General features: G+C 72.2%; 12 protein-coding genes and 1 pseudogene. 11 read left to right on the top strand and 2 right to left on the bottom strand.

Features of this window, described 5'->3' with window-relative positions; translation table 11 throughout:
• The first annotated feature begins 35 nt into the window (after positions 1-35).
• From ACQKQD_RS14750 to ACQKQD_RS14740, 3 genes and pseudogenes are all read left to right on the top strand, one after another.
• Positions 36-158: a hypothetical protein gene (locus ACQKQD_RS14750; protein ID WP_020092516.1), complete on the top strand. Its 123-nt coding sequence runs from the start codon at positions 36-38 to the stop codon at positions 156-158.
• A gap of 49 nt (positions 159-207) precedes the next feature.
• Positions 208-693: a DUF2721 domain-containing protein gene (locus ACQKQD_RS14745; protein ID WP_042669689.1), complete on the top strand. Its 486-nt coding sequence runs from the start codon at positions 208-210 to the stop codon at positions 691-693.
• Between the two features lie 118 nt (positions 694-811).
• Positions 812-1,174 (top strand): annotated as a pseudogene (locus ACQKQD_RS14740) (PRC-barrel domain-containing protein); the annotation flags it as partial.
• Positions 1,175-1,271: 97 nt separating this feature from the next.
• Here ACQKQD_RS14740 and ACQKQD_RS14735 read toward each other — a convergent pair.
• Entirely contained in the window at positions 1,272-1,679 is a 408-nt protein-coding gene (locus ACQKQD_RS14735; RefSeq protein ID WP_026604823.1) for a hypothetical protein, read from the bottom strand.
• A 339-nt stretch (positions 1,680-2,018) separates the two neighbouring features.
• On the opposite strand from ACQKQD_RS14735, the gene ACQKQD_RS14730 reads away from it, so the two are divergent.
• The 7 genes from ACQKQD_RS14730 to ACQKQD_RS14700 all read left to right on the top strand — a co-directional run bounded on the left by ACQKQD_RS14730 (position 2,019) and on the right by ACQKQD_RS14700 (position 10,616).
• Positions 2,019-2,828: a PRC-barrel domain-containing protein gene (locus ACQKQD_RS14730; RefSeq protein WP_427508734.1), complete on the top strand. Its 810-nt coding sequence runs from the start codon at positions 2,019-2,021 to the stop codon at positions 2,826-2,828.
• Positions 2,825-4,201 (top strand): MFS transporter, encoded by a 1,377-nt coding sequence (locus ACQKQD_RS14725; RefSeq protein WP_042669687.1) that lies wholly within the window; start codon positions 2,825-2,827, stop codon positions 4,199-4,201. The genes ACQKQD_RS14730 and ACQKQD_RS14725 overlap by 4 nt, the downstream gene beginning before the upstream one ends.
• Positions 4,202-4,405: 204 nt before the next feature.
• Complete coding sequence (locus ACQKQD_RS14720; RefSeq protein WP_026604824.1) at positions 4,406-6,175, top strand: ABC transporter ATP-binding protein; 1,770 nt, start codon at positions 4,406-4,408, stop codon at positions 6,173-6,175.
• 308 nt (positions 6,176-6,483) lie between these two features.
• On the top strand, positions 6,484-7,413 hold the full coding sequence (locus ACQKQD_RS14715) for a glutaminase (protein WP_091976879.1): 930 nt from the start codon (positions 6,484-6,486) through the stop codon (positions 7,411-7,413).
• A gap of 99 nt (positions 7,414-7,512) precedes the next feature.
• Complete coding sequence (locus ACQKQD_RS14710) at positions 7,513-8,922, top strand: MFS transporter (RefSeq protein ID WP_091976878.1); 1,410 nt, start codon at positions 7,513-7,515, stop codon at positions 8,920-8,922.
• 76 nt (positions 8,923-8,998) lie between these two features.
• Positions 8,999-9,550 (top strand): Uma2 family endonuclease, encoded by a 552-nt coding sequence (locus ACQKQD_RS14705; RefSeq protein ID WP_020092525.1) that lies wholly within the window; start codon positions 8,999-9,001, stop codon positions 9,548-9,550.
• 52 nt (positions 9,551-9,602) lie between these two features.
• Positions 9,603-10,616, top strand: a complete 1,014-nt coding sequence (locus tag ACQKQD_RS14700; RefSeq protein ID WP_091926249.1) for an adenosine kinase — start codon at positions 9,603-9,605, stop codon at positions 10,614-10,616.
• Between the two features lie 54 nt (positions 10,617-10,670).
• On the opposite strand, the gene ACQKQD_RS14695 is transcribed toward ACQKQD_RS14700, so the two are convergent.
• Positions 10,671-12,296 (bottom strand): methyl-accepting chemotaxis protein, encoded by a 1,626-nt coding sequence (locus ACQKQD_RS14695; protein ID WP_244539831.1) that lies wholly within the window; start codon positions 12,294-12,296, stop codon positions 10,671-10,673.
• On the opposite strand from ACQKQD_RS14695, the gene ACQKQD_RS14690 reads away from it, so the two are divergent.
• Positions 12,205-12,471, top strand: a complete 267-nt coding sequence (locus ACQKQD_RS14690; protein WP_244540734.1) for a hypothetical protein — start codon at positions 12,205-12,207, stop codon at positions 12,469-12,471. The genes ACQKQD_RS14695 and ACQKQD_RS14690 overlap by 92 nt on opposite strands.
• The last annotated feature ends 54 nt before the right edge of the window (positions 12,472-12,525 follow it).

Genomic DNA, 12,525 nt, shown 5'->3' with positions numbered 1-12,525 from the left:
CCTGCTCTTAACAATCCTGCGCGCGAAGTACAGACATGTTCGCCCCGGCCCTCACGCTCGCGCTCCTGCTCGCCACCGGACTGGTCACCGGTCTCGGGTTGGTGATCCGCGCGGAGACGACGGCCTCCGGAACCGCGCCGGGGCGCGGACTGATCTGAGCGACCCGGGATTGCCGCGCCGGTCCGCCGGGTGCATCAGCCCGACCGCATGACCGACCCGATCACCCTCGCGAGCCTGGAAGGGACTGCCCACGTCGTCCAGGTGGCGCTCAGCCCCGTCTTCCTGCTGTCGGGCATCGCGACGCTCCTCAACGTCTTCGGGGCCCGCCTCGCGCGCGTGGCGGACCAGGCCGACCACGTCTCCGGATTGCTGGCGGGGGCCGGCGACGCCGAGCGCGTCCGCCTCGGTCAGCGCCTGGACCGCCTTCACCGGCGCTCCCTCGCGCTCGACGCCGCAGTGTTCCTGGCCGCGCTCGGCGGCGTGGCGACCTGCGGCTCGGTGCTGACGCTGTTCGTGGGCGCGCTGCGCGACAGCACGGTCGCGACCCTGCTGTTCGGCCTGTTCGGCGCGGCGATCCTGTGCACGCTGTGCGCCCTCGTGGCCTTCGGCTTCGAGATGCTGCTGGCGAACCGCTCGGTCCGCGACCGGATCAACCAGCGGCGGGCGAGCGCCGGCATGCCGCCCGACCGCTGAGCGCTCGGTGCGGGTCCGGACCCCGCGCCCCGCCGGCGGAACCGGTCCCGACCGGCGCGCTTAGTGAGCCGAGGGACCGCCGCGCGGGCACGACCCCGCGCGCGAACCGGGAGAGATCATGCCGACGGACCTGCCCAACGAGCGCACCCTGAGAAAGCCCGGCACGCTGGAGCTCGACCCCGCCGCCGGCGAAGGCGTCGCCATCGACGAGACGCCGCGTCTGATCGCGTCCAACAGGGTCGAAGGCACCGCCGTCTACGACCGCAGCGGCCGCCACCTCGGCGCTATCCACAATTTCATGGTGGACAAGATCTCCGGACAGGTCGCCTACGCGGTTCTGGCCTTCGGAGGCTTCCTTGGGCTCGGCGAGACCCACCACCCGCTGCCCTGGAAGGCGCTGAGCTACAGCACTGAACTCGGCGGCTACGTGGTCGATCTCGAGCCCGGCGTGCTCGCGGAGGCGCCGAGCCAGGCGGCCGGTTAGGCCTGGCTCGTCGACCCGGGCTGTCGGGCGCGGATCATCCCGCGTCGCGGCGCGCGGACGCTTCGCTGCGGAGCGGGCCCCGGGACGTGCCGGCTCAGAACTTCCCGCCGAGGCCGACGCTGCCACCCGGCGACAGCATCGGGCCCATCGAGCCGCTGCCGCCGCTGCCGCCGACGGCCGCGTTGCCGCCGTCGAGATCCTCGCGCCGGATGCGGCGCTCGCCGCTGTCGGCCGTCCGCGTGGCGCCGCCGGCGGTCTTGGGAATCGCGAGCTGCCTCGTCGGCGCCGTCTGGAGAGGCTGACCGTCGGCATCGACCGCGGCGTTGCGCGGCTCGCGGTTCGGCAGCGAACCGCGCAGCGACGGCGGCAGCCCGACCTCCGTCGCCGGCATCACGCCTCCGCCTCCGCCGAGCGCCTGACAGCCGGCCACGAGACCGGACAGGGCAGCACCGAGCGCGAGGCCGCGCGCTGCCGCGCATCGCGACGTGGTGAGGGTCGACATCGTGTAGTCCTCGACAGTGGCCACGGTGCCATCCGCGGCTCGCGTGGGTTTATGCGCGGCTGTCTACGCTGGGGATGCGGCGAAAACCAGACAGCGCCGCGGGACGCCGGGGGATGACGCCGCCCCCTCGGGCCGTGCGAGCGCCCCGCGCGGCCCGAGCCTTGCTGCGAGGCCGCCGCGGTCCATAACTTCGCCCAGGTCCTGCGGCACGACGCCATCCGCGGGCGGGATCCTGCCGGCGGCGGACCCGGAACCGGCCGAATGCGGTCGTGGACGCGCCGGCACGCCGGCGCGGCCCGGCCTTTCCTCAGAGGACGAAGCGTGTTCAGAACCAACCGGATGATCGCGGCCGTGACGCTCGCCCTCTGGGCGTCGGGGGCCGCGGCGCAGGCCCAGGTGAGCGGCAGCGAGGGTCCTGCCGGTCAGGCCGCGCCGCAGAGTCCGGCCGCGCCGCCATCCGCACCGCCGGCCCAGACCCCGGGCCAGATGCCGGGCCAGACGCCGGCCCCGGTACCGGCCCCGACGCCACCGCCCGCGGCGACCCCGGCCGCCCCGCCCGCCAGCCCGCCGGCTGCCGCGGGCGCGCCGCCCTCCGCGGCCCAGGCCCAGCAGCAGGGGACACCCGCCACCGTCCTCGACACGCAGGATTACGAGAGCCTGCTCGGCCGCAGCGTGCGCAGCGCCGGCGGCGACGAGCTCGGGCGCGTCATCGACATCATCATCGACAAGGAGGGTCATCCCCGCGCCGCCATCATCGATTTCGGCGGCTTCCTCGGTGTGGGAACCCGCAAGATCGCCGTGGACTGGCGCGCCCTGCGCTTCACGCCGGACGGCGGGAAGGAGCGCAAGCTGTCGGTCGCGCTGACCCGCAATCAGGTCCGCGTCTCCCCGGAATACAAGGCCGGCGAGCCGATCGTGGTCCTGGGCCCCGCCAGCCCGGCCGCGCCCGCGGCCGAGGGCGAGCAGGCGGCCGCGCCGACGGCGGGCTCCGCGACGCCGCCGCAGTCGGCCCCGGCCCCGGCCGCGCCGGCGCCCGGCAACGCAGCCTCGGGCGCCGCGGCGCCGGCCGCCGCGACCCCGCCGACCCCCGCCGCGCCTGTGCCCGCGCCCGCGCCCGCCCCGCCCCCGGAGAAGGCACCGGATAAGTGACGGTGGCCCGGTTGAAGGTCAGAACCGCCGCCGCCCCCCGCGAGCGCGACGTGCCCCGGCAGGACATCCGCTCCCGTCCGACCCGCCTGAAGGATCAGGCGGCCGAGGCCGCGCGCGCACCGGCAGGCTCGGCGGTCCACGGCGAACGCGCGATCTCGTCGGCGAGCCGCTACGGCCTCGACGCCTTCGCGTTCTTCGTCGCGAACCTGCAGACCGGGTTCGGCCCGTTCCTGGCGGTCTACTTCTCCCAGGCCAAGTGGACCCAGTCCGACATCGGCTTCGCCCTGACGGTGGGCAGCCTCGTGGCGCTCCTCGGCCAGGTGCCGGGGGGCGCCTTCGTCGACGTCGTGCGCTCGAAGCGCTTCGCCGCCGCCGTGGCGGTCATCGGGATCGCCGGCAGCGCCTTCGCGCTGGCGGTCTGGCCGAGCTTCCTGATCGTGCTCCTGGCGATGGCGCTCCACTCGGCCGCGAGCTGCGTGCTGACGCCGGCCATCGCGGCGATCAGCATCGGCCTGGTCGGGCGCGCCCGGGCCGGCGAGCGCCTCGGCCGGAACGCGAGCTTCGCCGCCCTCGGCAACGCCCTCGGCGCGGCCGGCATGGGCGCCATCGGCTACTACCTGTCGAACGGCGCCGTCTTCTACCTCACCGCCGCCCTCGGGATCCCGACGGTGATCGCGCTGGCGCGCATCCGCGCCCAGGACATCGATCCGGGCGTGTTCAAGGAGCCGGCCCCGGCCCAGGCGGCGCCGGCCTCGACGGCGCCCGCGTCCGGCCAGGACGGAATCCGCGCGCTCCTGACCAACCGCGGCCTCCTGTGCTTCGCGGCCTGCATGGTGCTGTTCTTCCTCGCCAACGCCGCGATGCTGCCCCTCGTCGGCAGCGTCCTGACCCTGCGGGCGAGCGAGACCGCGACCGCGCTGGTGGCGGCCTGCATCATGGTCCCGCAGGCCGTCCTCGCGGTCAGCGCCCCGGCGGTCGGCCGGGCCGCCGAGCGTTTCGGCCGCTACCCGGTGCTGCTGTTCGGCTTCGGCGCCCTCCCGGTCCGCGGCCTGCTGCTCGCCTACACGACCAACCCCTACGGCCTCGTCGCCATCCAGGTGCTCGACGGGATCTCGGCCTCGGTGCTGGGCGTGATGGTGCCGCTGATCGTGTCGGACCTCACCCGCGGCACCGGCCGCTTCAACCTCGCCCTCGGTGCGGTCGGGACCGCCATGGGCATCGGCGCGGCCCTCTCGACCTCGCTCGCCGGCATCATGGCCGACCATCTCGGCAGCCACAGCGCCTTCCTGGGGCTCGCGGTCGTCGGCTTCGCAGCCTTCATGCTGGTGGCGCTGATCATGCCGGAGACGCGCCAGCCGGAGCGCGCGGCCTGACCCGGCGCGGCATCGGATTCGCTCGGGTGTTTCCAAGCCGCTCAAGCGGCGTTCAGGTTCTGCGGATAAAAGCGCGGCGAAGGTGCGAGCCGGTGAAACATATGGCAACGCTCTCGCGTTGCCGCTGCGGGTCAGACTGCGCCCGCGCTGCACTCCGCCTCAGCCCGTAAGCCAAAGCCGCGCGAATACGGAATGGTCACCGCGATGGAAGAGCTGCACCGATACGCCGACAGGCCCTTCGCCTTCGTCGGACGGTATCTCCGGCGCCGCTGGCTGCCGCACCTGGTCATCCTGATCTCGGTGCTCGGCGCCGTCGGCTTCTCGGTCTCCACCGACTACGCCCTGAAGGGCGTGGTCGACGCGCTGACGAAGGGTCCCGGCCCCGACAACACCGTGATCTGGGGCGCCCTGGCGGTCCTGATCGCCTTCATCGCCGCCGACAACATGCTCTGGCGCGTAGCCGCGCTGACCGGCGCCTTCACCTTCGTGGGCATCACGGGCGACATCCGGCGCGACCTGTTCCGGCACCTGACCGGCCACTCCCCGACCTTCTTCTCCGACCGCCAGCCGGGCACCCTGGCGTCGCGGATCACGGCGACCTCGAACGCGATCTTCACGGTCGAGAACATGTTCGTGTTCAACGTGATGCCGCCGACGGTCGCGGCCTTCGGATCGATCGCCTACATCGCCACCGTCAACCTCACCATGGCGGGCATCCTGGCGGGCGTGTTCGCGGCCGTCGTCGTGCTGATGTTCAAGATGGCCGCGGCCGGCAAGCCGCTGCACCACGACTTCGCCGCCAAGGCCGCCTCCGTCGACGGCGAGATGGTCGACCTCGTCGGCAACATGTCGCTCGTGCGCGCCTTCTCGGCGTTCAAGCGCGAGGGCCAGCGCTTCGAGGGCACCGTCGCCACCGAGATGCGCGCCCGCCGCTCGTCCCTGCTCTACCTCGAGAAGCTGCGCATCGTGCACGCGGTGCTCACCGTGCTCGCCGTGTTCGGCCTGCTCTACTGGGCGATCCAGATGTGGGAGGCCGGCCAGGCGACGAACGGTCAGGTGGTCCTCGTCTGCACGCTCGGCATCCGCATCCTCGCCGCGACCCGCGACCTCGCGGTGGCGCTGGTCGACGCGACCCAGCACACCGCCCGCCTCTCCGAGGCGCTGCACACCCTGCTCCAGCCCCACGACCTCGTGGACCATCCGGAGGCGCAGCCGCTCAGCGGCCAGGGCGCCAAGATCGAGTTCGAGCACGTCGCGTTCAGCTATCCGGACGGGCGCCCCGTCTTCACCGACTTCGACCTCGTCATCGAGCCCGGCCAGCGCGTCGGCCTCGTGGGCAGGTCGGGCGGCGGCAAGTCGACCCTGTTCTCTCTGATCCAGCGCTTCTACGACGTGCAGAGCGGCGCGATCCGCATCAACGGGCAGAACATCGAGCGCGTCACGCAGGAATCCCTGCGCGAGGCCATCACGGTCGTGCCGCAGGACGTCTCGATGTTCCACCGCTCCCTGCGTGAGAACATCCGCTACGGCCGGCCCGAGGCGACCGACGAGGAGGTCTGGCAGGCGGCCGAGGCGGCGCACTGCACCGACTTCATCAAGGCCCTGCCGGAAGGCTTCGACACGATCGTGGGCGATCGCGGCGTGAAGCTCTCGGGCGGCCAGCGCCAGCGCATCGCCATCGCCCGGGCGATCCTGAAGAACTCGCCGATCCTGCTGCTCGACGAGGCGACCTCGGCGCTCGACGCCGAATCCGAGCAGGCGATCCGTCACGCCCTCGCCAACCTGATGAAGGGCCGGACCGTCATCGCGATCGCGCACCGTCTCTCGACGCTGCAGGATTTCGACCGGATCGTCGTGCTCGACGGCGGCCGCATCGCGCAGGACGGCTCGCCCGACAAGCTGACCCATCTCGACGGCTTCTTCCGGGAGCTGATGAAGAAGGAATCCATGGCGATGGCGCTCGCCGCCGCGTGATGATCCTTCTCGCCGAGCAGACGCACCGCAGCCGTCTTTGCGAGCGCAGCGAAGCAATCCAGTGAGGCACGCGATGCCCGAGCGTGGCGCATCCCTGGGTCGCTTCGCTGCGCTCGCGATGACGGTGCGGATCGAGTGACGGCCCGGCGGCCGGCGCTCGCCGGCTGATCGTCGCGCAGGCACGGCCGCTCCGGTTCCCACGCCCGCCCGGCACTGCTAGATCACCGCGCGGCCGGACCGGACCTTGCATCGCCTGAGACGTCGCGAACCGGCCCGGTTCCGACGCAACGCGACGCCCGAGCCCGACCGTGCCCGACCTTGCCCACGTCATCCGGGAGATCTCCGAGGAGATGGCCCAGCGCCCCGACCGGGGTGCGGTCGCGGACTACATCCCGGAGCTCGCCCGGGTCGATCCCGGCCAGTTCGGCCTGGCGGTGATCGACGCCGAGGGGCAGGTCTTCACCGGCGGCGACAGCGAGACGCCGTTCTCGATCCAGAGCGTGTCGAAGGTGTTCACGCTCACCCTCGCCCTCGGCATGGTCGGCGACCGCCTCTGGAAACGGGTCGGCCGCGAGCCCTCGGGCAATCCGTTCAATTCCATCGTGCAGCTGGAGCGGGAGCGCGGCGTGCCGCGCAACCCCTTCATCAACGCGGGCGCGATCGCGGTCACCGACGTGATCCTCTCGGGCCACGAGCCCCGCGAGGCGCTGGGCGAGATCCTGCGCTTCATGCAGTTCCTGGCCCAGGATTCCAGCATCACCATCGACGAGACGGTGGCGGCTTCGGAGAAGCGCACGGGCTTCCGCAACACCGCGCTGGCCAACTACATGAAGTCGTTCGGCGTCCTCGACAATCCGGTCGACTTCACGCTCGGCGTCTACTTCCATCACTGCGCCATCGCGATGAACTGCCGCCAGCTCGCGCGGGCCGGACGGTTCCTGGCGCATAACGGCGTCAACCCGTCGACCGGCCACTCGGTGGTCTCGGCCGAGCGCGCGCGCCGCATCAACGCGATCATGCTGACCTGCGGCCACTACGACGGGTCGGGCGAGTTCGCCTACCGCGTCGGCCTGCCGGGCAAGAGCGGGGTCGGCGGCAGCATCCTGGCGATCGCGCCCGGCAAGGCGTCCATCGCCGTCTGGTCGCCCGGCCTCGACGCGGCGGGCAATTCCCATCTCGGCCGCATCGCCCTGGAGCGGCTGACGCAGCGCATGGGCTGGTCCGTCTTCGGCGCCTGAGGGGAGCGCCGCTCCCCGCGTCGCACCCTCTTGCGCGGCGCCCGCTTCCGCGGCACTGCGCCGGCAGGGCGCCGCGGCGCCGAAACGGGGCGCACCGGCATGGCGACGCGTACGGCAGTCCGGGCTGCCGAGGAAGGTCTCGATCCCGGCGCCATCCTGGCCCGCCTCGACCGGCTTCCGGCGACGCCGACGGTCTGGCGCCTCGTGGTGCTGCTCGGCCTCGGCTTCTTCTTCGAGCTCTACGACCTGCTGTTCACCGGCTACGTCGCGCCGGGCCTCGTCAAGGCCGGGATCCTCACGCCGACGACCCCGGGCCTGTTCGGCGCCAGCGGCGTCGCGAGCTTCGTGGCGGCCCTCTTCACCGGCCTGTTCATCGGCACCATCGCCTGCGGCTGGCTCGCCGACCGGTTCGGCCGGCGGGCGATCTTCACGTGGTCGCTGCTGTCCTACACCGCCGCCAACGTGGTGATGGCCTGCCAGAGCGACGCCTTCGGCCTCAATCTCTGGCGCCTGATCGCGGGGATCGGCCTCGGCCTGGAGATGGTGACGATCGGCAGCTACCTGTCCGAGCTGGTGCCGAAGGCGATCCGGGGCCGGGCCTTCGCCCTGTGCCAGGGCATCGGCTTCACCGCCGTGCCGGTCGTGGCGTTCCTGTCCTACCTGCTGATCCCGGCGGCGCCCCTCGGCATCGACGGGTGGCGCTGGGTGGTGCTGATCGGCGCCTCGGCGGCGATCGTGGTCTGGTGGATGCGGGCGGGCCTGCCGGAGAGCCCGCGCTGGCTCGTCGAGCACGGCCGTCTGGCGGAGGCCGAGGCGGTCCTGCGGCGGCTGGAGGCGCGGATCGCGGCCGAGCACGGCGGCGCGCTTCCCGCACCGGCCGCGCCGGAGCCGGTGCAGCCGCGCGGCGCGTTCCGCGACATGTGGGTCCAGCCCTACCGGCGCCGCGCCCTGATGATGGCGGGGTTCAACGTCTTCCAGACGGTCGGCTTCTACGGCTTCGCCAACTGGGTGCCGACCCTCCTGGTGGCCCAGGGCATCACGGTGACGTCGAGCCTCGCCTACACGGCGCTGATCGCGCTGGCCGCCCCGGTCGGGCCCCTGATCGGCCTCGCCATCGCCGACCGGTTCGAGCGCAAGCACGTCATCGTGGCCGCCGCCCTCCTCTACATCGCTTGCGGCCTGGCCTTCGCGCAGACGCGGGACGTCACCGTCATCGTGGCGCTCGGCATCGGCCTGACGCTGGCCTCGAACGTGATGTCGTACAGCTTCCACGCCTATCAGGCCGAGCTGTTCCCCACGGGCATCCGGGCCCGGGCGGTCGGCTTCGTCTATTCCTGGAGCCGCTTCTCGGCGATCTTCACCGGCTTCGTCATCGCGTTCGTGCTGCGGGAGGCCGGGACGCCGGGCGTGTTCCTGTTTATCTCGGTGGCGATGCTGGCCGCGGGCCTGCTCGTCGGGCTGCTGGGTCCCCGGACGCGGGACGTCGCGCTGGAGAAGATCGCGGGGTGAGGCCCGTGAGGAGCACAGCTCCCGGCAAGCCGAATCCGTGCTAACCTCGGGCATGGTCGCTCAGCCGAGATCCCGGATGACGGTCGACGAGTTTCTCGCCTGGGCCGAGGGGCAGCCGGGGCGCTTCGAGCTGGTCGATGGCGAGGTGTTCGCGATGTCACCGGAGCGGGCCGGACATGCGTTGGTCAAGTTCGCAGCACAGACAGCCCTGAATCGCGCGATCAGAGCCTCCGGTGTCGTCTGCCACATGATGCCTGACGGCATGACGGTCCGCATCGACAGCACGACGACGTTCGAACCGGATGCACTGGTCTATTGTGGGCCCCGGATGGATCTCGATGCCATCGAAGTGCCGGATCCCGTCATCGTCGTCGAGGTTCAGTCGCCGGGCACACGCGCGGTGGACTCGGGCCTGAAATTGACCCGCTACTTCGGTCTGGAGAGCGTCATCCACTATCTGATCGTGGATCCGGTGAAGCGTCTCGTCATCCATCACCGCCGCGCGCAGGGCGGCCTGATCGAGACCCGCATCGCGACCCGGGAGACGCTGGACCTGACGCCGCCCGGCCTGCGCCTGCCCGTGCCGGAGCTGTTCGCCGACCTCGCGCCCGCCGACGACGGCGCTTGATCCGATCCGAGGCGGATGCCACAGCGGCGCGAACGCGAATCAGGACGCCCGGATGACTGCACCCCTCGATCTCCTCGTGCTCGGCAACGCGATCGTCGACGTGATCGCCCGCACGGACGACGCCTTCCTGTCGGCGCAGGGCGTCACCAAGGGCGCGATGCAGCTCATCGACGAGCCGCGGGCCGAGGCGCTGTTCCAGGCGATGGGACCGGCGACGATCGTGTCGGGCGGCTCGGGCGCCAACACCGCGGTCGGCGCGGCGCTCCTCGGGGCCAAGACCGGCTTCGTCGGAAAGGTCCGGAACGACGAGCTCGGCGGCCTGTTCAGCCACGACCTCAAGGCGACCGGCGTCGACTTCGCCGTCCCGGCCGCCGCCGAGGGGCCGGCCACCGCCCGGTGCTTCGTGCTCGTGACGCCGGACGGCGAGCGCACGATGAACACGTATCTCGGCGCCTGCCAGGGCCTGTCGCCCGACGACGTCGACAAGGCGCTCGTGAGCTCGGCCCGCGTCGTCTATCTCGAGGGCTACCTGTGGGATCCGCCGGCCGCCAAGGACGCGTTCCGCAAGGCCGCGCAGCTCGCCCATCAGGCGGGCAACGCCGTCGCGCTGACCCTCTCGGACGCGTTCTGCGTGGGCCGCTACCGCGACGAGTTCCTCGGCCTCGTGCGGGACGGCAGCATCGACATCCTGTTCGCCAACATGGCCGAGCTGCAGAGCCTCTACGAGACCGAGGATCCCGAGGCCGCCGTGGCGGCCCTGCGCGACGAGCGCAACGCCCGCGGCCGGCACCTGCTCGGCCTCGTCACGCGCTCGGCCGACGGCGCCCTGGTGGTTCAGGGCGGCGAGGTCCGGGCCGTCGAGGCGAGCCCGGTCCAGACCGTGGTCGACACGACCGGCGCGGGCGACCTGTTCGCGGCCGGCTTCCTGGCCGGGCACGCCCGCGGGCTCGACAACGTCGCCAGCGCCCGCCTGGGCACGCTCGCGGCCGCCGAGGTCATCCAGCATATCGGCGCCCGCCCGCAGGCGGACCTGGTCGGCCTAGCCAAGGCGCGCGGGCTCCTCTGAGCCGGCGCGCCGGGCGCGCGGCCGGAGGTCCGCGTTTGCGCCGATCCCGCGCGCTCAGGCCGCGCGGACGGTCGCGAGGAAGCGCGTCACCTCGTCCCTGAGGTGGCCGGACCGGTTCGACAGCTCCGAGGCTGCCGTGAGAACCTGATCGGCCGCCGCTCCGGTCCCCTTCGCCGCGTCGGCGACGCCCGTGATGGTGCTGGTGACGTCCGCTGCCCCCTGGGCGGCCTGGGAGACGTTGCGGACGATCTCCTGCGTCGCGGCGCCCTGCTGCTCCACGGCGCTGGCGATCCGCGTCGCCACCGCGCTGAGTTCCTGAACCCGACCGCCGATGCGTCCGATCGCCGTGACGGCGTCGCCGGTGGAAGACTGGATCCGGGCGACGTGGCCGCCGATCTCGTCGGTTGCCCGCGCGGTCTGACCGGCCAATTCCTTCACCTCCGCGGCCACGACGGCGAAGCCGCGGCCCGCCGCGCCGGCCCGCGCCGCCTCGATCGTGGCGTTCAGCGCGAGGAGATTCGTCTGCTCGGCGATGGTCGAGATCAGGGTCACGACATGGCCGATCTGGATCGCCGCCCCGTTCAGCTCTTGGACCAGATGCGCGGTCGCCGCCGCGTCCGCGACCGCCGACTGTGTCAGTTCCGTCGAACCCGCGACCTGGCGGCCGATCTCCTGGACGGAGGCGCCGAGTTCCTCGGCCGCCGCCGCCGCGACGCTGACGGTGCTGGCGGCGCGTTCGGCCGCGCTCGCCACCCGGATGGAGCGATCGGCGGTGTCGGCGGCAGCCTCGTTCATGGCCGAGGCCGTGTCCTGCAGCGCGGCGACGGCGGCCGAGACCGTGCCGATGATGCCGCCGACCGTGCCCTCGAAGGCGTCGGCGATCCGGTGCATGCCGCTCCGCCGCTCCGCCTCGGCCGTGGCGCGGGCCTGTGCGGCGTCGTGCTCGAGCATGCGCGCCCGGATCAGGCCGTCCTTGAAGACCTGGACGGACGCCGCCATGACGCCGATCTCGTCCCCGCGCTCGGAACCGCCGACGGCCGCGTCGAGGTCGTCGGCCGCGAGCCGGCCCATGGTTCCGGCCAGGGACCGGATCGGGCGGGCGACCCGGTGCCAGACCCACCAGACCGCCGCGCCGGTCATGAGCAACCCGATGACCGCGAGCGCGACGGTGACGGACCACGCCGTCCGGAACGCGTCCTCGGAGCGCTGGACCGAGACGTTCGTGCCCTCGGCGGTGACCTGGGCCAGATCCGCCAGGGCATCGAAGGCGGCCACGAGCGGCGGGCGGGCGGGCGCGATGGCGTCGCGGGCCGCGTTCCGGTCGCCGCGCCTGAGCGGCGCGAGGATCGCCTCCTGGGCGGTGCGATAGACCTTCCACCGCCCCTCGAACGCGTCCCAGAGCGCGCGCTCCCGGGGCGTCGTCGCGCGCGCGCGGTAGCTCTGGAAGGCCTCGGGGATGGACCGATCCATCTCGACGAACTCGGCATCGAGGTCCCGGTTCTCACCGTCGTCGACGGCGACCACCTTGCGGATCGTCGTCGTGTGGTACCGCAGCATCAGGAATCGAATCGTATGGAGATCGTTGTCCTTGCGCACCCAGACGTCGCGGGTCTCCACGGCGGCGGCGTTGATGGCCTGTATCTGCATCAAGCCGACGGCCGAGCTTGCCAGGAAAAGCAGAAAGCCGACGATCGAGGGCAGTATCAGCTTCGATACGATACTTCTTCGCAGTCTCATCTCGGGCACCACAGAGGACGACACCGTCGCGTCGGGATGCATGAAGATGAAAGACAGATTTTTCCGCAACCTCTACTGCGGCAGCGATCTGCGCCGCAGATCGGCGCGGAACGCATAGCGCGTCGCCCGCCGACGCCGCGCTGCGGGTCGCGCGCCGATCCGCGCTGAGGCG

Origin of the sequence: Methylobacterium sp. NPDC080182, assembly GCF_050281105.1 — a bacterium.
GTDB lineage: Bacteria > Pseudomonadota > Alphaproteobacteria > Rhizobiales > Beijerinckiaceae > Methylobacterium.
This window is presented reverse-complemented; position numbering and strand designations above follow the sequence as displayed.

Bases quoted from the DNA above. Each gene is read 5' to 3' on its own strand.
- ACQKQD_RS14750 (WP_020092516.1), top strand. From the start codon at position 36: ATGTTCGCCCCGGCCCTCACGCTCGCGCTCCTGCTCGCCACCGGACTG.
- ACQKQD_RS14745 (WP_042669689.1), top strand. From the start codon at position 208: ATGACCGACCCGATCACCCTCGCGAGCCTGGAAGGGACTGCCCACGTC.
- ACQKQD_RS14735 (WP_026604823.1), bottom strand. From the start codon at position 1,679: ATGTCGACCCTCACCACGTCGCGATGCGCGGCAGCGCGCGGCCTCGCG.
- ACQKQD_RS14730 (WP_427508734.1), top strand. From the start codon at position 2,019: ATGATCGCGGCCGTGACGCTCGCCCTCTGGGCGTCGGGGGCCGCGGCG.
- ACQKQD_RS14720 (WP_026604824.1), top strand. From the start codon at position 4,406: ATGGAAGAGCTGCACCGATACGCCGACAGGCCCTTCGCCTTCGTCGGA.
- ACQKQD_RS14710 (WP_091976878.1), top strand. From the start codon at position 7,513: ATGGCGACGCGTACGGCAGTCCGGGCTGCCGAGGAAGGTCTCGATCCC.
- ACQKQD_RS14705 (WP_020092525.1), top strand. From the start codon at position 8,999: ATGACGGTCGACGAGTTTCTCGCCTGGGCCGAGGGGCAGCCGGGGCGC.
- ACQKQD_RS14700 (WP_091926249.1), top strand. From the start codon at position 9,603: ATGACTGCACCCCTCGATCTCCTCGTGCTCGGCAACGCGATCGTCGAC.